Origin of the sequence: Chromobacterium amazonense (genome assembly GCF_001855565.1) — a bacterium.
Lineage (GTDB): Bacteria > Pseudomonadota > Gammaproteobacteria > Burkholderiales > Chromobacteriaceae > Chromobacterium > Chromobacterium amazonense.
In genome coordinates this window covers 427,230-451,041 of sequence record NZ_MKCR01000027.1, presented here as the reverse complement: position 1 = coordinate 451,041, position 23,812 = coordinate 427,230, and the positions used below count along the sequence as shown (strand labels likewise).

Annotated in this window: 20 protein-coding genes, 2 tRNA genes and 1 riboswitch; of the genes, 7 read left to right on the top strand and 15 right to left on the bottom strand. The window is 63.3% G+C overall.

The window, feature by feature from the left end; translation table 11 throughout:
* Window positions 1–816: LysR family transcriptional regulator (locus BI343_RS13215; RefSeq protein WP_071110005.1), on the bottom strand; the 816-nt coding region annotated here is incomplete at its 3' end.
* Window positions 817–918: 102 nt separating this feature from the next.
* Between BI343_RS13215 and BI343_RS13210 the strand changes: the two genes are divergently transcribed.
* From BI343_RS13210 to ptsG, 3 genes are all read left to right on the top strand, one after another.
* Window positions 919–1,311, top strand: coding sequence for a DoxX family protein (locus BI343_RS13210; protein ID WP_071110004.1), 393 nt, complete (start codon window positions 919–921; stop codon window positions 1,309–1,311).
* A gap of 435 nt (window positions 1,312–1,746) precedes the next feature.
* Window positions 1,747–4,260 (top strand): phosphoenolpyruvate--protein phosphotransferase, encoded by a 2,514-nt coding sequence (gene ptsP, locus BI343_RS13205; protein ID WP_071110003.1) that lies wholly within the window; start codon window positions 1,747–1,749, stop codon window positions 4,258–4,260.
* A gap of 174 nt (window positions 4,261–4,434) precedes the next feature.
* Window positions 4,435–6,201, top strand: a complete 1,767-nt coding sequence (gene ptsG, locus BI343_RS13200; protein WP_071110002.1) for a PTS glucose transporter subunit IIBC — start codon at window positions 4,435–4,437, stop codon at window positions 6,199–6,201.
* Window positions 6,202–6,271: 70 nt separating this feature from the next.
* On the opposite strand, the gene cfa is transcribed toward ptsG, so the two are convergent.
* The gene (gene cfa / locus BI343_RS13195; RefSeq protein ID WP_071110001.1) at window positions 6,272–7,426 is read right to left on the bottom strand and encodes a cyclopropane fatty acyl phospholipid synthase; all 1,155 of its coding nucleotides are present in this window, start codon (window positions 7,424–7,426) and stop codon (window positions 6,272–6,274) included.
* Between the two features lie 196 nt (window positions 7,427–7,622).
* Complete coding sequence (locus tag BI343_RS13190; RefSeq protein WP_071110000.1) at window positions 7,623–8,420, bottom strand: Cof-type HAD-IIB family hydrolase; 798 nt, start codon at window positions 8,418–8,420, stop codon at window positions 7,623–7,625.
* 280 nt (window positions 8,421–8,700) lie between these two features.
* On the opposite strand from BI343_RS13190, the gene BI343_RS13185 reads away from it, so the two are divergent.
* Window positions 8,701–9,897, top strand: a complete 1,197-nt coding sequence (locus BI343_RS13185; protein WP_071109999.1) for an MFS transporter — start codon at window positions 8,701–8,703, stop codon at window positions 9,895–9,897.
* Window positions 9,898–9,956: 59 nt separating this feature from the next.
* Here the strand turns inward: BI343_RS13185 and BI343_RS13180 are convergent.
* The 6 genes from BI343_RS13180 to hppD all read right to left on the bottom strand — a co-directional run bounded on the left by BI343_RS13180 (window position 9,957) and on the right by hppD (window position 14,485).
* A tRNA-Phe gene (locus BI343_RS13180) sits at window positions 9,957–10,032 on the bottom strand.
* Window positions 10,033–10,038: 6 nt separating this feature from the next.
* Window positions 10,039–10,114 (bottom strand) — tRNA-Phe (locus BI343_RS13175).
* Window positions 10,115–10,270: 156 nt separating this feature from the next.
* Complete coding sequence (gene maiA, locus BI343_RS13170; RefSeq protein ID WP_071109998.1) at window positions 10,271–10,915, bottom strand: maleylacetoacetate isomerase; 645 nt, start codon at window positions 10,913–10,915, stop codon at window positions 10,271–10,273.
* The gene (locus BI343_RS13165) at window positions 10,908–11,885 is read right to left on the bottom strand and encodes a fumarylacetoacetate hydrolase family protein (protein WP_071109997.1); all 978 of its coding nucleotides are present in this window, start codon (window positions 11,883–11,885) and stop codon (window positions 10,908–10,910) included. The genes maiA and BI343_RS13165 overlap by 8 nt, the downstream gene beginning before the upstream one ends.
* A gap of 181 nt (window positions 11,886–12,066) precedes the next feature.
* Window positions 12,067–13,197 (bottom strand): homogentisate 1,2-dioxygenase, encoded by a 1,131-nt coding sequence (locus BI343_RS13160; protein ID WP_071109996.1) that lies wholly within the window; start codon window positions 13,195–13,197, stop codon window positions 12,067–12,069.
* A gap of 214 nt (window positions 13,198–13,411) precedes the next feature.
* On the bottom strand, window positions 13,412–14,485 hold the full coding sequence (hppD, locus tag BI343_RS13155) for a 4-hydroxyphenylpyruvate dioxygenase (protein ID WP_043623590.1): 1,074 nt from the start codon (window positions 14,483–14,485) through the stop codon (window positions 13,412–13,414).
* A 425-nt stretch (window positions 14,486–14,910) separates the two neighbouring features.
* Between hppD and BI343_RS13150 the strand changes: the two genes are divergently transcribed.
* Complete coding sequence (locus BI343_RS13150) at window positions 14,911–15,396, top strand: Lrp/AsnC family transcriptional regulator (RefSeq protein WP_043623593.1); 486 nt, start codon at window positions 14,911–14,913, stop codon at window positions 15,394–15,396.
* A 62-nt stretch (window positions 15,397–15,458) separates the two neighbouring features.
* Here BI343_RS13150 and BI343_RS13145 read toward each other — a convergent pair whose 3' ends face one another.
* The 4 genes from BI343_RS13145 to metK all read right to left on the bottom strand — a co-directional run bounded on the left by BI343_RS13145 (window position 15,459) and on the right by metK (window position 19,994).
* Window positions 15,459–16,004, bottom strand: coding sequence for a TIGR00645 family protein (locus BI343_RS13145; protein ID WP_043623596.1), 546 nt, complete (start codon window positions 16,002–16,004; stop codon window positions 15,459–15,461).
* 52 nt (window positions 16,005–16,056) lie between these two features.
* On the bottom strand, window positions 16,057–16,893 hold the full coding sequence (gene metF / locus BI343_RS13140; RefSeq protein WP_043623599.1) for a methylenetetrahydrofolate reductase [NAD(P)H]: 837 nt from the start codon (window positions 16,891–16,893) through the stop codon (window positions 16,057–16,059).
* A 131-nt stretch (window positions 16,894–17,024) separates the two neighbouring features.
* Window positions 17,025–18,425 (bottom strand): adenosylhomocysteinase, encoded by a 1,401-nt coding sequence (gene ahcY / locus BI343_RS13135; RefSeq protein ID WP_071109995.1) that lies wholly within the window; start codon window positions 18,423–18,425, stop codon window positions 17,025–17,027.
* Window positions 18,426–18,498: 73 nt separating this feature from the next.
* Window positions 18,499–18,588: riboswitch (S-adenosyl-L-homocysteine riboswitch) on the bottom strand.
* A 236-nt stretch (window positions 18,589–18,824) separates the two neighbouring features.
* The gene (gene metK, locus BI343_RS13130) at window positions 18,825–19,994 is read right to left on the bottom strand and encodes a methionine adenosyltransferase (RefSeq protein WP_043623605.1); all 1,170 of its coding nucleotides are present in this window, start codon (window positions 19,992–19,994) and stop codon (window positions 18,825–18,827) included.
* Between the two features lie 76 nt (window positions 19,995–20,070).
* Here metK and BI343_RS13125 point away from each other — a divergent pair, with 76 nt between their 5' ends.
* Window positions 20,071–20,964 carry a lysophospholipid acyltransferase family protein gene (locus BI343_RS13125; protein ID WP_071109994.1) on the top strand — a complete coding sequence of 298 codons (894 nt, stop codon included), beginning with the start codon at window positions 20,071–20,073 and terminating at the stop codon, window positions 20,962–20,964.
* The gene (locus BI343_RS13120) at window positions 20,961–21,827 is read left to right on the top strand and encodes a lipid A biosynthesis lauroyl acyltransferase (protein ID WP_071109993.1); all 867 of its coding nucleotides are present in this window, start codon (window positions 20,961–20,963) and stop codon (window positions 21,825–21,827) included. The genes BI343_RS13125 and BI343_RS13120 overlap by 4 nt, the downstream gene beginning before the upstream one ends.
* A gap of 108 nt (window positions 21,828–21,935) precedes the next feature.
* Here the strand turns inward: BI343_RS13120 and BI343_RS13115 are convergent, their stop codons facing one another.
* A complete protein-coding gene (locus BI343_RS13115) occupies window positions 21,936–22,616 on the bottom strand; it encodes a ribonuclease T2 family protein (protein ID WP_071109992.1) in 681 nt (226 codons plus the stop codon).
* A gap of 401 nt (window positions 22,617–23,017) precedes the next feature.
* Window positions 23,018–23,752 (bottom strand): ribonuclease T2 family protein, encoded by a 735-nt coding sequence (locus BI343_RS13110; protein WP_071109991.1) that lies wholly within the window; start codon window positions 23,750–23,752, stop codon window positions 23,018–23,020.
* Window positions 23,753–23,812: the final 60 nt, after the last annotated feature.

The window sequence follows — 23,812 nt, the reverse complement described above, 5'->3', positions numbered from 1 at the left end:
ATACACCACGGACAAATCCAGGCAGTGCCAATCGTACTCCTGCAGCACCGGTACCAGGCTGCCATCGGCCAAGGCCTTCTCCAGCAGGAAGCGCGGCTGCAGGACGACGCCCATGCCGTGCACCGCGGCGTCGGTCAACACATCGCCGTTATTGGCGCGCAGCGCTCCCTTCACCCTCACCTTGTCCTGGCTGCCGTCAGGCCCGCGGTAATCCCAGATGTTGGGCTGAGCCGTCAAGGCGTACAGCAGGCACTGATGCTCGGCCAGCTCCGCCGGGTGGCGCGGCGTGCCGTGGCGCGCCAGGTAGTCCGGCGACGCCGCCACCAGATCGCGGATCTGGGCCAAGCGTCTGGCCACCAGGGTGGAGTCGGTCAGATTGGACACCCGCAGCGCCAGGTCGAATCCTTCCTCCACCAGATCCACCCGCCGGTCGTTCAGATTCAGCTCCACTTCGATGCGCGGGTGGCGCTTGTGGAAGCCGCCGATGATGGCGCCGAGGTAGCGCATGCCGAATGATACCGGCGCCGACAGCCGCAAACGTCCCACCGGCTCGCTGGCTCCGTGCGACAGCCGCGCATCCAGCTCGTCCAGCTCCGCCAGCAGGCTGCCGGCCTGCGCCAGATAGGTCTCGCCGGCTTCGGTCAGCGACAGCTTGCGCGTGGTGCGATGCATCAGCCGCGCGCCCAGGCGGTTTTCCAGCGCGGCCACCAGCTTGGTCACCATCGCCCGCGACAGTTCCAGCCTGTCCGCCGCCGCCACGAAGCTGCCCAGTTCCGCCACGGAGACGAAGGCGCGTATTTCCGAGAAACGATCCATATAATTTCTTAATAGTAAACAATAATTTAAATAGAGAGATATTTATTGAATATAAGTCCGATGGTCAAATAGCGCCATCCCCATTCTTCAGGAACCAACACCATGAACCGTCTGCAAAACCCCTACCTCGCCACGCTGCTGCTGCGCCTGTCGCTGGGCTTGATGTATCTGTCGCACGGCGCGCTGAAGCTGTTCGTCTTCGGTCCGGCTGGCACCGCCGGCTACTTCGCCAGCCTGGGTTTGCCCGGCTTCTTCGGCTACGTCGCCATCGCCATCGAAATCGGCGGCGGCCTGCTGCTGCTGGCCGGCATCCAAGCGCGCTGGGTGGCGCTGCTGCTGATTCCGCAGCTTCTGGGCGCCATCGTGCTGGTTCATGCCGCCAATGGCTGGATGTTCGCCAATGCCGGCGGCGGCTGGGAATATCCGGCCTTCCTGATCACCGCATCGCTGGCGTTGTTCCTGCAAGGCGACGCCAAGCGCGCCCGCGCCGCCTAAATGTCTTTTCATCCGGCCCCCGGGCCGGATGCCGCCTTTCTCCGTTTTAGAGTTGCATTACAAAAATGCAACAACCGCCGCCCCGCCCTTCCCGCCGCTAATTCCAGCGCAATCAAGCTACAATAACGGGCTTGCCCAGCTATGGTGCAACGCAGCACTTAATTCGAACAATTCAGACTTGCACATTTTCTTGATTGCCATCAAGCTGCTGCGTAATTTGCGTGTAGTTTAACTACAAACCTTGGCAAGATATAACGCAACCCAGTCGTCGATGTCTGCAAATGGTGACCCGTATATAATCGCCGAAAGCCAGTCAGGACAAGCCAAGCCGTCAAGAGGCGCCGCAATGGCTCTTGAGCTGGCGCAAACAAGAATCGGCTTGATTGACGCTCGTAATAAAACGACTGGAATTATCCACGAATTGAGGAGTTTCTCATGGGCACCTCCGCACCAAGACTAGACATCCTGGCCCCCCTCTCCGGATGGCTGGTCCCCTTGGACAGCGTTCCGGACCCGGTATTCGCCGGCAAAATGGTCGGCGACGGCATCTCGCTCGACCCCACATCCGGCAGCCTGCTGGCGCCGGTCAGCGGCGTGGTCAGCAATCTGCATCCGGCCCACCATGCCCTCACCATCACCACCGCGGAAGGCGTGGAAGTCATGGTGCACGTGGGCATCGATACCGTGATGCTGAAAGGCGAAGGCTTTTTCCCGCTGATCGAACAAGGCCAGCAAGTCAGCGCCGGCCAGCCGGTCATCGACTTCGATCTGGACCTGGTGGGACGCAAGGCCGCCAGCCTGTTGACCCAGATCATCATCACCAACGGCGAGACCGTGGCGCGCATGCAGCCGGCCACCGGCATGGTGGATGCCGGCAAGAACGTGGTGCTGTCGCTGCAGTTGGCCAACGGCAAGGACGTGCTGCAAGTCGTCGTCGGCGAGCCGCAACTGTCCGCCGACATCACCATCGGCAACCCGGCCGGCCTGCATGCTCGCCCGGCCGCCGTGTTCGCCAGCAAGGCCAAGAGCTTCGGCTCCGACATCCAGCTGCTCCTGGATGGCAAGGAAGCCAATGCCAAATCGGTGGTCGCCATCATGGGCCTGGCCACCAAGTTCGGCGACAAGGTGCGCGTCCGCGCCCAGGGCGACGATGCCGCCGCCGCCATCGCGGAACTGACCCAACTGCTGAATGACCGCTGCGGCGAGAAAGCCGACGAGGCGCCGCTTGCGCCGGCTGCCGCTCCGGCCGCGGCCCAGCAACAGGACAGCGATACCCAGCTGGCTGGCGTGGGCGCTTCGCCCGGCATCGCCATCGGCCGCATCGTCCATCACCGCCTGCAGGAATTCGACGTGCCGGAACAGGGCAAGGGCGCCAATGTGGAACAGCAGGCCTTCGCCCGCGCCACCGAGGAAGCCGCCGCCCAGCTGGATCTGGTCAAGGCGCAACTGACCGACCCGGCCAAGCAGGCCATCCTGTCCATGCACCAAGAGCTGCTGCAAGACCCGGACCTGCTGGCGCAAACCTATACCGGCCTGGCCGACGGCAAGTCCGCCGCCTGGTCCTGGCGCGCCGCCTTCAGCGCCTACTCCGCCCGTCTGGAAGCGCAGGACAACGCCCTGCTGCGCGAACGCGCCAACGACATCCGCGACGTGGGCCGCCGCGTGCTGGCCCTGCTGGCCGGCGTGAAGCAGGCCTCGCTGGAACTGCCGGCCGGCTCCATCCTGATCGCCGAAGACCTGGCCCCGTCCGACACCGCCTCGCTGGATCCGTCCAAGGTGATGGGCTTCTGTACCCGCACCGGCGGCGCCACCAGCCACGTGGCCATCCTGGCGCGTTCGCTGGGCATCCCGGCGATCTGCGGCATCTCGCAGTCCGCGCTGAAGCTGCCGGAAGGCCTGCAAGTGATTCTAAACGGCAACGAAGGCACGCTGGCCATCGCCCCGACGGCTGAAGACCTGGCCGCCGCCGAACAGGAAATCGCCCGCCTGGCCGAACGCCGCGCATCCGAAGCCAAGAGCTCCATGCAGCCGGCCGCCACAAGCGACGGCGTGCGCATCGACGTGGTGGCCAATATCCGCAACGCCGCCGACGCCCGCGAAGCGGTGGCCAAGGGCGCCGAAGGCGTGGGCCTGTTGCGCTCGGAATTCCTGTTCGACAACCGCGACACCGCGCCGACCGAACAGGAACAGGCGGCAGAATATTGCGCCGTGGCCGAAGCGCTGGGCAAGGACCGCCCGCTGGTGGTGCGCACGCTGGACGTGGGCGGCGACAAGCCCCTGTCCTACCTGCCGCTGCCCAAGGAAGACAACCCCTTCCTGGGCCTGCGCGGCATCCGCGTCAGCCTGGACCGTCCTGACCTGCTGCGCACCCAGTTGCGCGCCATTCTGCAAGCCGCGCCGCTGACCAAGCTGCACATCATGTTCCCGATGGTGGCCTCTCTGGAAGAGCTGCGCGCCGCCAAGGCCATCCTGGCCGAGGAACAGGCCGCCGCCGGCGCCGCCGACGTCAAGGTCGGCATCATGGTGGAGGTGCCGTCGGCCGCCGTGCTGGCCGCTCGCTTCGCGCCGGAGGTGGACTTCTTCTCCATCGGCACCAATGACCTGACCCAGTACGTGCTGGCGATGGACCGCGGCCACCCGCAATTGGCCAAGCAGGCCGACGCGCTGCACCCGGCGGTGCTGGCGATGATCGCGCTGACCTGCGAAGGCGCCCGCGCCCACGGCAAGTGGGTGGGCGTGTGCGGCGGACTGGCGTCGGACGAACGCGCCGCGCCGCTCTTGGTGGGCATTGGCGTGACCGAACTGTCGGCCAGCACCCCGGCCGTCGCCTCGGTCAAGGCCACGCTGTCGCGCTGGAGCCTGGCCGAGTGCCAACAGCTGGCCAAGGAGGTGTTGGCGCTGTCCACCGCCACCGACGTCCGCCACTACCTGAATCAACACGCTCGTTAATCGGATAAGCGCCGACGCGGCGGGAGCTGCGGCGCCGGATGGGGAGACCGCCAGGGCAACCTGGCGCCGTCCGGCGCCACCTAGCGCAGCATTCAGCCACGGCGGTGCTTTATAGAGGGGACGGCCTCACAGCCGCTCGACATTCCATAAGCATGTCAAAGCAGGATAATAATCATGTTTAGTCAATCGTTCGCTTTTCTGCAGAAGATAGGCAAGGCGCTGATGCTTCCAGTAGCGGTGCTGCCTGTCGCGGGCCTGCTGCTCGGCATCGGCGCCACCGACTTCCACACCCAGAACGCCATCGCTCTGGCGATCCTGTCGCTGATGAAGCACTCCGGCGATGTGATCTTCGGCAACCTGCCGCTGATCTTCGCCGTCGGCGTGGCGCTCGGCTTCACTGAAAACGATGGCGTGGCCGCCATCGCCGCGGTGATCGGCCACCTGGTGACCACCGTCACCCTGGGCGTGATGGCCGGCATCATGGGCGTGGAAACCGCCACCATCATGGGCCTGCCGTCGATTCAGACCGGCGTGTTCGGCGGCATTCTCGCCGGCGGTCTGGCAGCCTATATGTTCAACCGCTTCTACCGGATCAATCTGCCCGAATACCTGGGCTTCTTCGCCGGCAAGCGTTTTGTTCCGATCATCACCGCCATCGGCGCCATCGGCCTGGGCGTGATCCTGTCCTTCATCTGGCCGCCGATCGGCAACGGCATCAAGGCGTTCTCGCAATGGGCCGCCGTCAGCGACCCGCGCACCGCCGCCACCGTGTACGGCTTCGTCGAGCGTCTGCTGATCCCGTTCGGTCTGCACCACATCTGGAACGTGCCCTTCTTCTTTGAAATCGGTTCCTTCCCCGACCCGGTGACCGGCAAGGTCATCCACGGCGACATCGCCCGCTTCTTTGCCGGCGACCCGACCGCGGGCATCCTGTCCGGCGCCTTCCTGTTCAAGATGTTCGGCCTGCCGGCCGCCGCCATCGCCATCTGGCACTCGGCCAAGCCGGAAAACCGCGTCAAGGTTGGCGGCATCATGGTTTCCGCCGCGCTGACCTCCTTCCTGACCGGCATCACCGAGCCGATCGAGTTCTCCTTCCTGTTCGTGGCGCCCATCCTGTACGTGATCCACGCCGTGCTGGCCGCTTCCACCCAGTTCGTGGCCAACACCCTGGACATGCACATGGGCTTCACCTTCTCGCAGGGCGGCATCGACTTCCTGATGTTCAACCTGATCGGCGACAAGGCCAAGCACGCCTGGTACGTGTTCATCCTGGGCCCGATCTACGCCGTGGTGTACTACAGCGTGTTCCGCTTCGTCATCGCCAAGTTCAATCTGAAGACCCCGGGCCGCGAAGATGAAAGCCTGGAAAGCGCCGGCGCAGTCAGCGAAGACCAGCGCGCTCGCGAACTGGTGCTGGCCTTCGGCGGCCGCTCCAACATCCGCGGCCTGGACGCCTGCATCACCCGTCTGCGCGTGGCCGTGGCTGAAATCGCCAAAGTGGATCAAGCCAAGTTGAAAGCCATGGGCGCCTCCGGCGTGGTGGTGGTGGGCAATGGCGTGCAAGCCATCTTCGGACCCAAATCGGAAAATCTGAAAACCGATATGGACATCTATCTGCGCAGCGCCGGCAGCGACGCCGAATTGTCTTCCGCTCCGGCAGCCGCCGCGCCGGCGCCGGCAGCCGCTCCCGCGGCCGCCCCGGCTGCAGCCAAGACCGATGTCGCCGCGCTGAAGCAGGCCCTGGGCGGCGACGCCAACCTGAGCAAGGTAGAAGCCATCGCCCATACCCGCCTGCGCGTGGAGCTGAAGGATGCCAGCCGCTTCAACGAAGCCGCTGCCCGCGCCGCCGGCGTGAGCGCAGTGACGCAAGTGTCTCCGGGCACGCTGCACCTGATCGTAGGCGATCAGGCCGCCGCCCTGGCCGCGGCGCTGCAAGCCTGATAGGCCCTGTCTCCGGCCAAAACCAAACGCCAGCGGCTCGCCGCTGGCGTTTTTCATTATCCACCATCCCTCAGCGCGCCACGCGCAGCCCGCCTTCAATCCCCTGCCGGCTGAACAGCACCTGCCACAGCTGGATGTCCCGCGCGCGGAACGCGCCGGCGCAGACATTCAGGTAATAGCAGAACATGCGGTAGAAACGCGGCGAATAATGGACCGACAACTGCGGCCAGGCCTGCTGGAAACGCTGCAGCCAAGCCATCAGCGTCAGATCGTAATCGGCGCCGAAGTTGTGCCAGTCCTCCATCAGCCAATATGCCGAGCTGGCTTCGGCGATGTGGATGGCGGATGGCAGACAGCCGTTGGGAAAGATGTATTTCTCTATCCACGGGTCCACCCACATATCGGTCACCTTGGCGCCTATGGTATGCAGCAGGAACAAGCCGTCCGGCTTCAGATTGCGGGCGATGGTTTCAAAGTAGGCGCGGTAGTTGCGCGGGCCGACGTGCTCGAACATGCCGACCGACGCGATGCGGTCCGCCCGCAGCTGCAGATGGCGATAATCCTGCAGCAGGATTTCCACATCCAAGCCGGCGCAGCGCTCTCTCGCCAGCCGCTGCTGCTGTTCGGAAATGGTGATGCCGGTCACGCGAACGCCATAATGCCGCGCGGCGTATTCCGCCAGCCCGCCCCAGCCGCAACCGACATCCAGCAGATGCATGCCCGGCTGCAGGGCCAGCTTGTCGCAGATCAGCTTGAGCTTGGCCTCCTGCGCCGCCTCCAGCGTGTCGGCGTCCTTCCAGTAGCCGCAGGAATATTGCATATAGGGGTCGAGCATGGCGGCGAACAAGTCGTTGCCCAGGTCGTAGTGATGCTCGCCCACCCGGCGGGCGCGGCGCAAGGATTGGTAATTGACGACTCTGGCCGCCAGCACGTACAGGATGTCGCGCCAACGGCGCGGCAGCCGATGCTCCAGACCGGCGCGCAAGGTGCGCTGGAAGAAGATGTCCAGCCGCTCGCACTCCCACCAGCCATCCATATAGCTTTCGCCCAGCCCCAGCGAGCCCTGCTGCAGCACGCGCCGGTAAAAGTGCGGGTGTTTGACCTGGATGTCGAACGGCCGGCTGCCGTTGACGGCGATGTCCGCCGCGGACAACAGCTCCTCGATCACCGCCTGCCCCGGTTGGCGGACGGCACTGCCCTCGTTTTCAAGACAAGATGAATTCATGGCATCCCCCATGGCCTCAGCCACACTGCACAGCGAACTCGATCGACAATCTTAAAATCAGTTTTGTTTTGGATGGAGACCGGCCAGCCCACGGCCAGGCAGTACGCCTTGTCGCCGGGGGGCCGCAAAGTCTGATGGGATGGTCTTAGCTTAGCGCGCTCCCGCGCCTGTTGGCTAGCGGGAGCGAGAGGAAAAGTTACAACGCAAACAATTCGCGCAGGTGCCGCGCCACGCCGGAGTCGGCATGGCTGGCGATCTGCCGCGCATGGGGTAGCTCGCGGCGCAGCCGCGGATGCGCGTTGCCCATCAGCCGCGGATGGCCGGCGGCCTGCAGCAACTCGATATCGTTCTGCCCGTCGCCAAAGGCCAAGCACTCGCTGGCCGGAATCGCCAGCCTGTCCAACACCAGCTGCAGCGCATGGCCCTTGGACACGCCAGCCGCCATCACTTCCAGGCAATGATCGAGCGAGAAGGTGATGTACAGCCGGTCGCCAAAGCGCGCTCTCAACTTGCGCTCCACCTCCAGCAAGTGCGCATGCGGCGCGATGTACAGCACCTTGCCGACGCGCGCGCCCTCGTGACGGGCCAGATCGCACACCCGATACACCATGCCGGAATCGCGGTGCATGTCCAGCAACGCTTGGCTGGGTTCGCTGATAAGCCATTCGTCGTCGAGGTAGAAGTTGACGATGGCGCCGGCGGCGAATTCCGGCTGCGCCATCTGGCGCACCAGCGCCGCGTCGATATCCTGGCGGTGGATCAGCGCATTGTCGGGATCGTGCACGCGGGCGCCGTTCGAGGTGATCAAGTGGGCGCGCACGCCCAGCGCCTGGCGGATGCCCTTGACGTCCAGGTAATGGCGTCCGGTGGCGATGGCGAACTGGACGCCGCGCCGCTCCAGACGCTGCAGGGTATCGGCGGTCAGCGGATCGACGGCGTGATGCACATCCAGCAACGTGCCGTCCAGGTCGGAAGCGATGAAACGGTAGGACATGGAAACTCCAATGCTGCGCGAAGCCAAGATTATACGCCGCCCGACCAAGCCGCACCGCGTTACGCGGCGCTATGCTGATTATCCGCAAATTGACAAAGCCATAAGCGGCAGATAACTTGGCCTATTCGCCGCCGCAAGCCAAACCTCGCCGAGAGCCTGAGTCAAGTCGCGCCGACGCAGCCACCAAGGCAAGAAGGCGCAAGGCAGGATCAGAGGTTTTGCTGGCGGCGCTTCACAGAAAACTTCCTGTCCATCGGCAAGAAACCCCATAGGAACCGATATGGCCAATCGATATGGCGAGCTGTTGCGCACCCCCGGCGTCGTTACGCTAGCGCTGGCGGGCGGCGTGGCGCGCCTGCCGGGCGCCATGGTCGGCATCGGCGTCATCACCATGCTGTCGCTGACGCAGAACAGTTATGGCTTGGCCGGGGCGGTGGCCGCCACCTTGACGCTGGCCGCGGCTTTCCTGTCGCCGCAAGTCTCGCGGCTGGCCGACCGCTACGGCCAGAGCCGCGTGCTGCCGCCGGCCGTGGGCATCGGCGCGTCGGCCCTGCTGGCGCTGGCGCTGTGCAGCTGGCTGAGCGCTCCGTCCTGGGCCTTGTTTGCCTGCGCCGCGCTGGCCGGCTGCCTGCCCAGCATCCCGGCCATGACCCGCGCGCGCTGGGCCCGGCTGCTGGATGGCCGCCCCCTGCTGCCCACCGCGTTTGCGCTGGACAGCGTGCTCAGCGAACTCGCCTTCGTCATCGGCCCGCCGCTCGCCATCGCCTTGTGCATGGGTTGGTTCGCGGAAGCCGGGCCGATCTGCGCTGTACTTCTTCTGCTGCTGGGCGCCGCGGTATTGCTGCGCCAGAAAGCCACCGAACCGCCGGTCCACCCAGATGCGCAGCACGGCGGCCGGCCGGCGCTCTTTTTGCGGCCGGTGCCGACGCTGGCCCTGCTGCTCGGCACCTTGGGCGCCATTAATGGGGCGATAGACGTCACCGCGGTCGCCATCGCCAAGGCGGAAGGCTCGCCGTCGGCCGCCAGCTGGGTGCTGGCGCTGTACGCGCTGGGTTCGGCCACCGGCGGGCTGACCTTCGGCGCGCTCAAGCCCGCCCTGCCCTTGGGCCGGCTGCTGCTGTATTGCTGCGTAGCCACCGCGCTCAGCTCCATCCTGATCGCCCTGGCGCCCGACAGCGCCTGGCTGGCGGCCGCCATGTTGCTGTCTGGCTTGTCGTTTGCCCCGACCCTGATCGTCGCCATGGAAATGGTGGAAAAATCCGTGCCGCGCGCCCGCTTGACCGAGAGCCTGACCTGGCTGGTCACCGGCATCCAGCTGGGATTGGCCGGCGGCGCCTCGCTGTGCGGCCTGCTGACGGACGACTACGGCCCACGCGCCGGCCAGAGCCTGGCCCTGGCGGCGGGCTTGGCCGCGCTGCTGGTCGCCTCCATGCTGCCGCGCGCGGCCCTGCGCAAGGATGTCAAACCGGCGCGCTGAGCGCCCTAGGCCAGACAATGCGAAAAGCCGAACCCTTGCGGATTCGGCTTTTCGTAATCTGGTGGCCAGTCGCGGAATCGAACCACGGACACGCGGATTTTCAATCCGCTGCTCTACCAACTGAGCTAACTGGCCTTCTTGTGGTGGCCAGTCGCGGAATCGAACCACGGACACGCGGATTTTCAATCCGCTGCTCTACCAACTGAGCTAACTGGCCACTTCTTCTTTCAGCGCTAGCGCGCCGTCAGAGCCACGCATTTAATCAGAGGACGGCTTTTGAGTCAAGGCATAACTGAAAAAAAACGGCTCGCCATCCGCCTGGAAACATAAACAGCCCGGCCGCTCAAGGTGCCCGGGCTGTCGGATCAAACACTTACACCGCGTCCGGCTGCTTGGCGGGATGCGCGTCGGCAAATGCCGGCAGCGCCTCCAAAGCCTCGGCGATGCGGACGATGGTCGGATACGACGCCAAGTCCACCCCGAAGCGGCGCGCGCTGAATACCTGCGGCAACAGGCAAATGTCGGCCAGCGTCGGCTCATCGCCCACCGCATGGCGGCCGGCGCTCTGCGCCAGCTGCTGTTCCAACGCCTTGAGGCCGGTGCGTATCCAGTGGCGTATCCACTCGGTCTTGCCCTCTTCACCCACGCCGAACTCCCCCTGCAGATACTTGCCGACGCGCGGATTCTGCAGCGGGTGGATGTCCGCGGCGATGGCCAGAGCGATCGAACGCGCCTGCGCCCGTAGCGCCGGATCGGCCGGCAACAGCCGCGGCGAATCCGGATAGGCCTCGTCCAGGTATTCGCAGATGGCCAGCGACTGGGCGATCCTCACCCCGCCGTCGTCCAGCAGCGGCACCAGGCCATGCGGATTGATGGCCAGGTACTCGGCGCTGCGCTGCTCGCCCTGCAGCAGATTGACCGCCCGGTACTGGTAAGCCAAGCCCTTCAGGTTCAGCGCGATGCGCACCCGATACGCCGCGCTGGAGCGGAAGTAGCCGTACAGAACGCGCTCAGCCATGCGCCACCACGGTCTGCTCAATGGCGCCGAAGATGCTGCGGCCGGCGGCGTCTTTCATCTCGATGCGCACGGTATCGCCCGCCTTCATGAACGGGGTCTTGGGCGCGCCCTGTTCGATGGTCTCGATCATGCGTAGCTCGGCCAGGCAGCAGGAGCCGACACTGCGGTCCTTGTTCGAAATGGTACCGGAGCCGACGATGGAGCCGGCTACCAGCTCGCGGGTCTTGGACACATGCGCCACCAGTTGCGGGAAGCTGAACTGCATTTCCACGCCGCAATTGGGCTTGCCGTAGAACGCGCCGTTGTAGTCCACCAGCAAGGGCAGATGCACCTTGCCATCCTGCCAGGCTTCGCCCAGCTCGTCCGGGGTGACGGCGACCGGCGAGAAGGCGGTGGCCGGCTTGCTCTGGAAGAAGCCGAAGCCCTTGGCCAGCTCGGCCGGGATCAGGTTTCGCAGCGTGACGTCATTCACCAGCATCAAGAGGCGGATGTGCTTCTCATCGGCCGGCGCGCCCAAGGGCACATCGCCGGTGATCACCGCGACTTCGCCTTCGAAGTCCAGGCCCCAGGCTTCGTCGCGCAGCGGGATGCCGGCCGTCGGCGCCAGGAAGGCGTCGGAGCCGCCCTGGTACATCAAGGGGTCGGTGTAGAAGCTGGCCGGCACCTCGGCGCCGCGCGCCTTGCGCACCAGCTCCACGTGGTTCAAGTAGGCGCTGCCGTCGGCCCACTGGTAGGCGCGCGGCAAGGGGCTCAGGCAACGCTTGGCGTCGAAGGCGACTTCGTCCGGCACTTGGCCATGGTTGAGGGCGTTGTAGACTTCCTTCAGCCGCGGCTCGGCTTGCGCCCAGTTGTCCAGCGCGCCCTGCAGCGTGGCGGCGATGGCGGGCACAGCCACGGCACGGGTCAGATCGCGGCTGACCACCATCAGCTGGCCGTCGCGGGTATGGTTGTGATAGGTCGCTAATTTCATCTTGATGTTCTTTCTGCTAACAGGCAGTGACGCGCTTGCTTGTCATTTAAATGCTTAGCGCGGCTTGAGGAGCATTTCGCCGCGAGCGGCCCGAGGTCGAAGCGAGACGCGCAGCTGTACAAGTGGTACAGCGAGCATCGCAGCTTCGAGATCGGACCGCGCAGCAGAAATGAACTCAAGCTCAAACTTTCGGCTTCCAGCTGTCCACGTATCCTTGCCACTCGACGGCGGCGAGGCCCGGCCCCTGCTCCAGCGCGTCGCGGGTGTCGATCATCACCGCCACCTCGTCGGTAAACTTCTTCGGATCCGTCATCGCCTTGGCGAAAGCCTTCGGATGCGGGCCGTGCGTGAAGCCGGCCGGGTGGAAGGTCATCATGCCAGGCTTGATGTTGTCGCGGCTGAAGAAGTCGCCGGCGTGGTAGAAGATCACTTCGTCGTAGTCGTCGTTATTGTGATAGAACGGCACCTTCAGCGCGCCCGGGTCGGACTCGATCGGCCGCGGCACGAAGGTGCACACCACGAAGCCGTCGGCGACGAAGGTGGTGTGCGCCGACGGCGGCAGGTGGTAGCGATGGCTCATCAGCGGGCGGATGTCGCGCCAGTTGACGCGCGCCACCGACAGATTGCCGTGCCAGCCTATGGCGTCCAGCGGGTTGAAGGGATAGGTGACGGTGGACAGCGCGCCGCGGCGCTTGATCACCACCTGCCACGGGTCTTCCGTCTGCTGCGCGCGGAAGGCGTCGTCGATGGCCGGCACGTCCAGCACCGCCTCGTCGAAAATGGCATGCGGACCCACCAGGCCCTTTTCCGGCAATTGGTAGGCGCCGTTGCTGGTTTCGATCATCAGCATGGTGGTGGCTTCGGCCGGCTCGATGCGCCAGCTGGTGGAGCGCGGCACCAGGATGTAGTCGCCGTCGCGGTAGCTCAGATGGCCATAGTCGCAGAACAGCTCGCCGCTGCCGGCGTGGATGAACAAGAGATCGTCGCCGTCGGCATTGCGGAACAGCTGGGTCATGGCTTGCTCGCAGCGCCAGATGCGCACCTTGCACTGGGCGTTGTGCAACACCAGCGGAGCCTCCCACGGCGCCGGCGCGCCGTGCGGCAATTCGTTCAGGTCGAAGGCGCGCGGACGCAACGGGCCTTCCCAGGCGCTCCAGCCGGTAGGCGGATGCTTGTGGTGCAAGTGGGTAGCCGGGCCGAAGAAGCCGCTGCGGCCCACTTCTCGTTCATAGATGCCTTCGGCCGGCAAGTCGGCGTGAGCCTGGCGCGAGATGGTGCCTTCGCGGTGCGGAAAACTGATCCATTTACGCATTTTGAGAATCCTGTTTCGCCGCGGAAATACACAGAAAACACGGAAGACATCCCGAGCGTGAATCCTTGCCTCGGGAGGCTCAAGGATTTTTGCCCGTTCTTGCTTTTCCGTGTCCTTCCGTGTGTTTCCGTGGCCAAGTTGCTTTGGGCTGCCGCCACGCGCCGGTTTGAACGGGAAGCGGCGGCGCCCAGAACCGTTTTCAGAGGCTGGCCGCTCAGGCCTTCAGCACGCCGCGGCGGATCTGGTCTTCCTCGATGGACTCGAACAGGGCCTTGAAGTTGCCTTCGCCGAAGCCCTCATTGCCCTTGCGCTGGATGATCTCGAAGAAGATCGGGCCGATCACGGTCTCGGTGAAGATCTGCAGCAGGATGCCTTCCACCGGCGCGCCATCGATCAGGATGCTGTTCTTCTTCAGGCGGGCCACGTCCTCGCCATGGCCCGGCACACGGGCGTCCACCTTTTCGTAATAGGTGTCCGGGGTGTCCAGGAAGCGGGTGCCGCGCGCCTTCAGCGTTTCCACCGTGGCGTAGATGTCGTCGGTGGTCAGCGCGATGTGCTGGATGCCCTCGCCGTTGTACTGGCGCAGGAATTCCTCGATCTGGCTCTTGTCGTCGGACGACTCGTTGATCGGGATGCGGATCTTGCCGCAGGGGCTGGTCATCGCCTTGGACACCAGGCCGGTCAGCTTGCCTTCGATGTCGAAATAGCGGATCTCGCGGAAGTTGGCGATATTGGTGTAGAAGTCGGCCCAGGTGGCCATATTGCCGCGCGCCACGTTGTGGGTCAGGTGGTCGATCAGGGTCAGGCCCACGCCGAACGGATGCTGATCGACGCCGTCCACCGGCACGAAGTCCACGTCGTAGATATTGTGTTCCGGACCGTAGCGGTCGACGAAATACAGCGCGGAACCGCCGATGCCCTGCACCGCCGGGATGTTCAGCTCCATGAAGCCTATCGGGCGCTGATAGGGCTTGGCGCCATGCGCCAGCGCGTATTCGTAAGCCTTGGCGGCATCCTTCACGCGCCAAGCCATCGCACAAGCCGACGGGCCGTGCGCGTGGGCGAATTCGCTGGCCGGCTGGCTGGTTTCGGCGTTCAGGATGAAGTTGATGTCGCCCTGGCGGAACAGGCTGACGTTCTTGCTGCGGTGGCGGGCGACTTCGGTAAAGCCCAGCGACAGGAACAACTGGCGCAGCTTTTCCACGCCGGCCGCGTCGGGCGCGGTGTATTCGACAAACTCGAAGCCGTCGGTGGCGAGCGGGTTTTGCAGCATGGCTTCCATTTTCATCTGTTTCTCCTCTGTTATATAGATCGCGCTCCGATGATACGGAAAGCGATAATCCACTCGGTTTGAGCGTTGTGTGTAAACGTCTGCAGGCGATCCGCGTTATGTAAGCAGGCCGCCTGCCCGCCCGCTTTTGCGGGCGGTTGGCAGGTCGACAGGGTGGGAAGAGGCAGACGGGAAAACCGCGTTGCGCACCAGGGACGGGCGCATCGGTGCCGGCCGCCGATGGCGGTACGGCTAGCTCTCCTCCGAATGAATCGTTATCTGCTGTCACACACCATCGACATGCGTCGGCAGTCTGGCGCTGCCGTTTGCGATTTAGGCTTTTTATTCTATGGAAAGTGCATAGCAATTATCTTGCCAAATTGCTTTCCATGATTAATATTGAAGAATAAAATGCCTCAACAAACCGATAATCAGGAGAAAGTATGCCAAGTCTTACATTAGATAAGACGGACTTGCGTATTCTGGCCGAATTGCAGCTGGATGGCCGGTTGACCAATGTCGAGCTGGCCGAGCGCGTGGCGCTGTCGCCGTCGCCCTGCTTGCGCCGGCTCAAGCAACTGGAAGAGTCCGGCGTGATCCGCCAATACGTGGCGCTGCTCGATCCTGCGCATATCGGTCTGGGCCTGCAGGCCTGGGTGCGAGTGACGCTGGAAAAGCGCGGCAATATGCACCTGCAAAGCTTCATCGAGGCAGTGCAGAACTGGCCGGAAGTCATCAACTGCTTCGCCATGACCGGCGAAATGGACTATCTGCTGCAGGTGTACTTTGAAGACATGGAGCACTTCTCGCGCTTCGTGATGGATGAGCTGCTGCAGCACCCCGGCGTGGAGGACGTCAAATCCAGCTTCGTGCTGAAGGAGATCAAGCGCACCACCGCGCTGCCCTTGGGACAGATGCGCGGCATGTGATCACGCCCCGCGCAATATGCAAAACGGCCCTGCACGGGCCGTTTTGCTTGTTAGGATTCCGTTCAGTGCCGCTGGTGCTGCGCCGTCGCGCTGGCCAGCAGCTTGTCGGTATAGGCGATGGCCGCGGCGGACAGCAGGAAGGCCAGATGCAAAAACAGCTGCCACTTGATGGTGTGCTCGTCGATGCGGCTGGCGTTGATGAAGGTTTGCAGCAGGTGGATGGACGAGATGCTGATGATGGCCATCGACAGCTTCACTTTCAGCACCGAGGCGTTGACGTGGTCCAGCCATTCCGGCTGGTCCGGATGGGTGTCGATGCGCAGGCGCGACACGAAGGTTTCATAACCGCCCACCGTCACCATCACCAGCAGGTTGGCGATCATCACCACATCGATCAACCCCAGCACCGCCAGCATGATGTCGGTCTCGGTCAAGTGATTCAGCCCTTCCAGCAGCTCCCACAGCTGGGCCAGGAATTTCCAGGCGTAGACGCCCTGCACCACGATCAAACCCAGATAGATGGGCAATTGCAGCCAGCGACTGCTGAAAATGATTTGGCCGAGCAGCGATTTTCTCTGCGGATTCTGGATACTCAATGTGTCTTGCATAGGCGCCCCTGTTCGTTCACGGCAGCGGGCGGCCCATGCCGCCCGCACGCCGTCACAGGCCCAGCCTCTGCCAGATGGTGGAGACCAGGCCCGCCTGGTTCAATGTGTAAAAATGCAGCCCCGGCGCGCCGCCTTGCAGCAGCCGGTCGCACAGCTCGGTCACCACGTCCAGCCCCAGCGCGCGGATGGACGCGGTATCGTCGTAATAGGCCTGCATGCGCAGGCGCAGCCAGCGCGGCACTTCCGCTCCGCACATGTCGGAGAAGCGGCACAGCTGGCCAAAATTGGAAATCGGCATGATACCGGGCACGATGGGGATGTCCAGTCCGCGGGCGCGGATTTCATCGACGAAGCGGAAATAGCTGTCGGCGTTGAAGAAATACTGGGTGATGGCGGAGTCGGCTCCGGCGCGCACCTTGCGCACGAAATTATCCAGATCGTCATCGGCCGAGCGGGCCTGCGGATGGAACTCCGGATAGGCCGCCACCTCGATGTGGAAATGATCACCGTGCTCGGCGCGGATGAACTCCACCAGCTCGTTGGCGTAACGGAACTCGCCAGCGCCCACCATGCCGGACGGGATATCGCCGCGCAGCGCCACCAGGTGGCGGATGCCGTTGCCGCGGTACTCATTGAGGATGGCGGCGATGTTTTCCCGGGTGGAGCCCACGCAGGACAGGTGCGGCGCGGCGGCCTGCCCTTCGCTGCGGATTTCTAGCACGGTAGACAGGGTGCCGTCGCGGGTGGTTCCGCCGGCGCCGAAGGTCACCGAGAAAAACTGCGGCTTGAACTGCGCCAGCTGCTGGCGGGTGGTGCGCAGCTTGGCCACGCCTTCCGGCGTTTTCGGCGGAAAGAATTCAAAACTGAAGGTGCGCGGCGTTTGTGTCATCGTGATCCTCTCTATCGCTGTCCTGGCTATCTTGTCATTGCCGGCCTCTGGGTGCCGTTGCTTGCGCGGGCCCGAAAAAAACGGACAGCACCATTCTATGGGTGGCTGTCCGTTTCGGCTTGGTTCAAAAATCAATAACGATAGTGATCCGGCTTATAAGGCCCTTGCTTGGGCACGCTGATGTAAGCGGCCTGCTGATCGGACAGCTCGGTCAACCGCGCGCCGATGCGCGCCAGGTGCAGCCGCGCCACTTTCTCGTCCAGATGCTTGGGCAGCACGTACACTTTTTTGTCGTACTTCTGGCCGTTGGCGAACAGCTCGATCTGCGCCAGCACCTGGTTGGTGAAGCTGTTGGACATCACGAAGCTGGGGTGGCCGGTTGCGCAGCCGAGGTTCACCAGGCGGCCTTCCGCCAGCAGAATGATGCGTTTGCCGTCCGGGAAGATGATGTGATCGACCTGCGGCTTGATGTTTTCCCACTGGTGCTGACGCAGGCTGGCGACTTCGATCTCGCTGTCGAAGTGGCCGATATTGCAGACGATGGCATTGTGGCGCATCTTCTTCATGTGCTCGTGCGTGATCACGCCGACGTTGCCGGTGGCGGTGACGAAGATGTCAGCCTGGTCGGCCACTTCGTCCATGCGCACCACGCGGTAGCCTTCCATCGCCGCCTGCAGCGCGCAGATCGGGTCGATTTCCGTCACCCAGACGGTGGCGCCCAGGCCGCGCAGGCTCTGCGCGCAGCCCTTGCCCACGTCGCCATAGCCCAGCACCACCGCCACCTTGCCGGCGATCATGACGTCGGTGGCGCGCTTGATGCCGTCCACCAGGCTTTCGCGGCAGCCGTACAGATTGTCGAACTTGGACTTGGTGACGGAGTCGTTGACGTTGATCGCCGGGAACGGCAGATGGCCGTCTTTTTCCAGCTGGTACAAGCGGTGCACGCCGGTGGTGGTTTCCTCAGTCACGCCCTGAATGTGCTGCAGGCGCTTGGAATACCACTGCGGGTCGATGGCCAGATGGCGCTTGATCGAGGCGAACAGCGCGGTTTCTTCCTCGTTGGTGGGATGGGCGATGACGCCGATGTCCTTCTCCGCCTTGCTGCCCAGCATCAAGAGCAAGGTGGCGTCGCCGCCGTCGTCCAGGATCATATTGGCCGGCTGGCCTTCGGGCCACTCGAAGATCTTGTGGCTGAACTCCCAGTATTCGTCCAGGCTCTCGCCCTTGAAGGCGAACACCGGGATGCCGGCGGCGGCGATGGCCGCGGCGGCGTGGTCCTGGGTGGAGAAGATATTGCACGACGCCCAGCGCACTTGCGCGCCCAGCGCCGTCAGCGTTTCGATCAGCACCGCGGTCTGCACCGTCATGTGCAGGCTGCCCGCGATGCGCGCGCCGCGCAGCGGCTGTGTGGAGCGATACTCGTCGCGGATCGCCATCAGGCCCGGCATTTCGGTTTCGGCGATGTTCAGCTCCTTGCGGCCCCAGCCGGCAAGGGAGAAATCTGCTACGTGATAATCGGAGAAATCAGCCATCGTGAAGCATCCTTGTTCACGCGGCCAGGCAGGATGCGGCCCACCCGTCATCCCATGCCCGCCACGGTCATGAGTCAGGTGAGCGCCGTTGCCTCGCCCGCCGGACGGCAGGCGGCACGCCAAGCCTGGGGAGAACACCCTCCTCGCAGCGCCCCTCGGCATGCCGGGTAATTATACCTAGTCCGCGCGGAAAATGCAGGCGTTGTCATGTTGGCGCGTTACGCGAGCCATCCATCGCCAGGGTCGATGCCAAGATTTCCCGCCCGGCGACAAATGGCAGGATATCCCGCGAATGCTCGCTAGAGCCGCCAGGCGCGGGGCGATTCCATTTTTTAAAAACATATGAAAAAACCGCCTGCGCGAGCAGGCGGTTTTGCAGTCCCTCGACAGATTCGGCGCTTACAGGCCGGCATCGGCGCGCAGCGCCTCCACCTTGTCGGTGCGTTCCCAGCTGAATTCCGGCTCTTCGCGGCCGAAGTGGCCGTAAGCGGCGGTCTTGCCGTAGATCGGACGCAGCAGGTCCAGCATCTGGATGATGCCCTTCGGACGCAGGTCGAAGTGCTTCTTCACCAGTTCCACGATCTTCTCGTTCGGAATGGTGTTGGTGCCGAAGGTGTCGACCGAGATCGAGGTCGGCTCCGCCACGCCGATGGCGTAGGAAACCTGGATCTGGCACTGGCGCGCCAGACCGGCCGCGACGATGTTCTTCGCCACGTAGCGGCCGGCATAAGCGGCGGAGCGGTCCACCTTGGACGGATCCTTGCCGGAGAACGCGCCGCCGCCGTGCGGAGCCGCGCCGCCGTAGGTGTCGACGATGATCTTGCGGCCGGTCAGGCCGCAATCGCCTTGCGGACCGCCGATGACGAAGCGGCCGGTCGGGTTGATCAGGAACTTGGTTTCCGCGGTGATCATTTCAGGCGGCAGCACCGGCTTGATGATGTCTTCGATCACCGCCTCGGTCAGCGTCTTGTGGTCGATGTCCGGGGTATGCTGGGTGGACAGCACCACGGTGTCGATGCGCTTGGGCAGGCCGGTGGCGCCGTCGTACACGCAAGTGATCTGGCTCTTGGCGTCCGGACGCAGCCACGGCAGCCGGCCGTCCTTGCGCAGTTCGGCCTGGCGCTGCACCAGGCGGTGTGCGTAGTAGATCGGGAACGGCATCAGCGTCGGGGTTTCGTCGCAGGCGTAGCCGAACATCAGGCCCTGGTCGCCTGCGCCCTGATTCAGATCCAGGCCTTCGCCTTCGTTGACGCCCTGGGCGATATCCGGCGATTGCTTGTCGTAGCAGGCCATCACCGCGCAGCCGCGGTAATCGAAGCCCAATTCCGAATCGTCGTAGCCGATACGCTTGATGGTTTCGCGCGCGATCTTGATGTAGTCGACGTTGGCGGTGGTGGTGATCTCGCCTGCCAGCACCACCAGGCCGGTGTTGACCAGCGTTTCCGCCGCTACGCGGGCGTGCTTGTCCTCGCGCAGGATGGCGTCGAGGATGGCGTCGGAGATCTGGTCGGCGACTTTGTCCGGGTGGCCTTCGGATACGGATTCCGAGGTAAACAGGTATTCACTCATTTATTCTGCGTTCCCAAAAAATACAAAACCCTGTGGTGATAAAATAGGCCGCTTTCAGACCCAGACTGCTGAGCTCATGTCCAAGCTAGTCCATTTACTACTGTCTGTCCTGGCGCACCTCCCCTTATCCTGGCTACAAGGTTTGGGTGCCGCTCTGGGGCGACTGACTTATCTTGCGTCCCCCGGCTTCGCCGCTAGGCTGCGGGAGAATCTAAGTTCTAGTAAAATCTTCGAAAATTATCCGGTTTTACCAGCCAAAGTCAAACAAAGCGCGGCCGAAACCGGCAAGGGAGCGCTGGAGCTGGCCATCGCCTGGTGCCGCCGTCCGGAAGACATCGCCGCCATGGTGAAGCGTTGCGAAGGCTGGGAGCATGTGGAGCAGGCGCTGGCTCTGGGCAACGGTATTATATTCGTAACTCCGCACTTAGGCAGCTACGATATCGCCGGACGTTATATCAGCTCCCGACTGCCCTTCCCGCTGACCGCCATGTACCGCCCGCCCAAGCTGCAGTGGCTGGAGCCGGTTATGCAGGCCGGCCGGGCCCGCGGCAAAGGCAAAACCGCGCCGGCCACGGCTGCCGGGGTGCGCGTGCTGATGAAAGCCTTGAAATCCGGCGAGGCCACCATCATCCTGCCCGACCAAGTGCCCGGCAACGGCGAAGGCATCTGGGCGCCGTTCTTCGGCCGACCGGCCTACACCATGACGCTGGTGCCGCGCCTGGCGCAAATGAGCGGCGTGACCACGCTGTTCTTCGTCGGGGAACGCCTGCCCGGCGGGCAGGGATTTGCCGTGCATATCGAACCATTGGTGCAACCGTTCACCGGCGACAAGGAAACAGACTGCGCGCAGATGAACGCCCAGGTGGAACAACTGATCCGCCGCTTCCCCTGCCAGTACCTGTGGAGCTACAACCGCTATAAATGCCCGCCCGGCGTCAGCCGGCCGGACGCAGAACAAGGATTCGCATGAAACTCGCTTTCGCCCTGCTGTGGCTGATCCGCCTGCTGCCGATGCGCGCGATCGGCCTGCTCGCCGCCGGCCTAGGCAATCTCGCCTACCTGCTGGCTCGCGGCCGCCGCCGCGTCGGTCTGATCAATCTGCGGCTGTGCTTTCCGGACATGCCGCAGGCGGAACGCCGTCGACTGATCCGCAAGAACTGCCAACACATGATACGGATGGTGCTGGAATATGGCGTGTGCTGGTGGAGTTCTGCCAAGCGCATAGACGATCTGGTCAACATCAAGAACCTGCATTACGTCACCGATCTGCGCGACCAGGGCGAGGACGTGATCCTGTTCTATCCGCACTTCGTCGGCTTCGAGATGTGCGTCTACGCGCTGAACCAATACATCCCGCTGGTCAGCGTTTACTCGCACCAGAAGAACGAGGCGCTGGACCAGCAAATCTACGCCGGGCGCCAGCGCTACGACAACGCCTACATCGTGTCGCGCCAGGAAGGCCTGCGCCCCATCATCAAGGCCATGCGCAAGGACCACGCGCCTTTCCTGTATCTGCCGGACCAGGACTTCGGCGTGCGCGATTCGCTGTTCGTCGACTTCTTCGGCGTCAAGGCGGCCACCATCACCGGCATGGCACGCATCGCCAAGCTGGCGCGCGCCAAAGTCGTGCCGGCGATCGCGCGCCGCGTCGGCGACCGCTTCGAGCTGGAGTTCTATCCGGCCTGGGACAACTACCCGAGCGAAGACATCGAGGCGGACACCCGCCGCATGAACGCCTTCCTGGAAGACCGCATCCGCGAAATTCCGGACCAGTACTTCTGGCTGCACAAGCGCTTCAAGAGCCGGCCGCAGGGCGAGGCGCGCTTCTATTGAACCCTGGGGGCTGTCGACGTTTGCCGAGTGGTCGCGCCGGGATGCGTTTTGCGCCGAATCGAGGCGCTTGCAGTCGCGCCGCGCCCAGCCCCGCCGGGCCAGCGCTGCTCAGTTAGCAATCCATATCGTGCCATAGCAGGTATCCGACGCCTCCGCTCCGCCTGGATGCCATAAGGAAGCCTCTGCCGGAAAAGCATTCAGCCTTTGCGCGGATATCTGGATTTCCAGGCTGGTCAAGACATTGCGCTGCTGCGCGTCGCGTTGGCAGCGCAAGCTCAACGCCGCTCCGCTGGCTGCGCCAAAAGCCTGGGTAAAAGCGAGTCGCACCGCCGCCGGATCGACCATTGAGCCTTGCTTGCTGTTCAAATAACTGCCGAACGCGCTGTCCAGCACCGACTGCCGCAATTGCAGCGCTTTCGCAAAATAATCATTGCCGGCGAAACCGAAACATTGGGCGTGCTTGACGAACACGCTGCTGATCAGATCGTCATCCAATAATTTGGGAATCGCCCTGGCAAGCCGAGCCCGCACCTCCTCGGATAACTGCGGATCATCAACGCTATGGCTGAAGTAGAAACAGCTTTTGAGCCGCCAACTCTCATCGTTGACGCCTTGTTCTTGCAGGCTGGCTGGCAAGGAAGGCCACAAACCCAGCAGGCCTAAAGCGCCATCTGAATTCAGCGGCATTTGACAGGACTGGCTCAACTTGCAGAAGCCTGGCTGCCAGGCCAACGCCAAGGTGTAATGGGAAAAATCGCCATTCCTGCTGGCCTGCAGATTGCTCGCCATTGCAGGCAATGCCGTGATCAACATGATGAGCAACAGACGGACCCGTGCAAACATTCCCGCTCCCTTTTGACTCTATTGTCATAAGCAGCTTCGCCAGCGGATGCCGGCAAAAACGCGCCCAGCTGATCGAATCTACCTTAAGAAGCGAGAATGCAAGCCATACTCTCAAACTAAATTAATCAATATTTACAAATATTGAATATTTCCCACAAGAAACATCACGCATTAAGGATTTGAAATACAAGGGCTAATACTGGTCTTATGCGCGTCCCGCCGCCTGTCTACGCCAGGCGGACTGGCCGAAAGAACTGTCGTGCGCCCAACACAGTATGGCTTACGCAAGGACAGCCACATGCGAAGCAACATATCGCCCAGGTCGCAATGCAATGCCAGATAGCAGCCTACCAGCCAGGCAAAACAAACGGCTCCGCGCAGCTATCCTCGTATTCGCCGTCAGGCGTATTCACAAAACTCTCCGCGGCGGGAAAGCTCGCCAGCTTGTCGGCCTTGAGCGTGAACCAGAATTGCGTCAAGACGTTGCGGCCTTGTTTGTCTTTGCCGCATTGCAATTGCAGCGAGAGGCGCTGATCGGTGCCGAAGGCTTTGGCGAAGACGTCCTGCAACTCCTCGCGGCTGCGCGTCTGCCCGGCCTGCCCCAGCAGATAATCGCCAAAGCCGCTATCCACTACCGCCTGGCGCATCTGCAGGGCCGTCTCGAAAAACTGCTGCGCCGGATAGCCGAAGCACTGAGCATGCTTGACGTACTCATGCAGCAGCAGGTCGTCCTTGAGCTGCGGCATCACCACTTTCAATTCGTCCCGGGTTTCCGCAGGCAAGGCCGGCACGGCGTGCACATGCGGGAAAAAGGCGCAGCCCTTGGCCCACCATTGCTGAACCGGCACATTCTGGGCGATCAGGCTCTGCGGCTCCGACGGCCACAAGCCGTGCAAGCCGATTTGCACTTCATGCGATTGCTCGGGCAGACACCCGTTCCCTGTCGCACAGAACCCGGGCTGCCAGGTCAGCGCATAGGTATAGCGGGGAAAATCGGCATGCTGGGCCGGCTGCAAGTCGGCGGCGTGGACTGCGCCGGCGAAGGCCAGCGCGGAGATCAGACAAGACATGGTTTTCTTCATATCGCCTCAGGAGAGCGGGATCAAAGTCAAGACATGCAAATGTCAATTCTTTATCACCAT

Coding starts and splice junctions, on each gene's coding strand:
- BI343_RS13210 (WP_071110004.1), top strand. CDS start 919: ATGAACCGTCTGCAAAACCCCTACCTCGCCACGCTGCTGCTGCGCCTG.
- ptsP (WP_071110003.1), top strand. CDS start 1,747: ATGGGCACCTCCGCACCAAGACTAGACATCCTGGCCCCCCTCTCCGGA.
- ptsG (WP_071110002.1), top strand. CDS start 4,435: ATGTTTAGTCAATCGTTCGCTTTTCTGCAGAAGATAGGCAAGGCGCTG.
- cfa (WP_071110001.1), bottom strand. CDS start 7,426: ATGAATTCATCTTGTCTTGAAAACGAGGGCAGTGCCGTCCGCCAACCG.
- BI343_RS13190 (WP_071110000.1), bottom strand. CDS start 8,420: ATGTCCTACCGTTTCATCGCTTCCGACCTGGACGGCACGTTGCTGGAT.
- BI343_RS13185 (WP_071109999.1), top strand. CDS start 8,701: ATGGCCAATCGATATGGCGAGCTGTTGCGCACCCCCGGCGTCGTTACG.
- maiA (WP_071109998.1), bottom strand. CDS start 10,915: ATGGCTGAGCGCGTTCTGTACGGCTACTTCCGCTCCAGCGCGGCGTAT.
- BI343_RS13165 (WP_071109997.1), bottom strand. CDS start 11,885: ATGAAATTAGCGACCTATCACAACCATACCCGCGACGGCCAGCTGATG.
- BI343_RS13160 (WP_071109996.1), bottom strand. CDS start 13,197: ATGCGTAAATGGATCAGTTTTCCGCACCGCGAAGGCACCATCTCGCGC.
- hppD (WP_043623590.1), bottom strand. CDS start 14,485: ATGAAAATGGAAGCCATGCTGCAAAACCCGCTCGCCACCGACGGCTTC.
- BI343_RS13150 (WP_043623593.1), top strand. CDS start 14,911: ATGCCAAGTCTTACATTAGATAAGACGGACTTGCGTATTCTGGCCGAA.
- BI343_RS13145 (WP_043623596.1), bottom strand. CDS start 16,004: ATGCAAGACACATTGAGTATCCAGAATCCGCAGAGAAAATCGCTGCTC.
- metF (WP_043623599.1), bottom strand. CDS start 16,893: ATGACACAAACGCCGCGCACCTTCAGTTTTGAATTCTTTCCGCCGAAA.
- ahcY (WP_071109995.1), bottom strand. CDS start 18,425: ATGGCTGATTTCTCCGATTATCACGTAGCAGATTTCTCCCTTGCCGGC.
- metK (WP_043623605.1), bottom strand. CDS start 19,994: ATGAGTGAATACCTGTTTACCTCGGAATCCGTATCCGAAGGCCACCCG.
- BI343_RS13125 (WP_071109994.1), top strand. CDS start 20,071: ATGTCCAAGCTAGTCCATTTACTACTGTCTGTCCTGGCGCACCTCCCC.
- BI343_RS13120 (WP_071109993.1), top strand. CDS start 20,961: ATGAAACTCGCTTTCGCCCTGCTGTGGCTGATCCGCCTGCTGCCGATG.
- BI343_RS13115 (WP_071109992.1), bottom strand. CDS start 22,616: ATGGCGAGCAATCTGCAGGCCAGCAGGAATGGCGATTTTTCCCATTAC.
- BI343_RS13110 (WP_071109991.1), bottom strand. CDS start 23,752: ATGAAGAAAACCATGTCTTGTCTGATCTCCGCGCTGGCCTTCGCCGGC.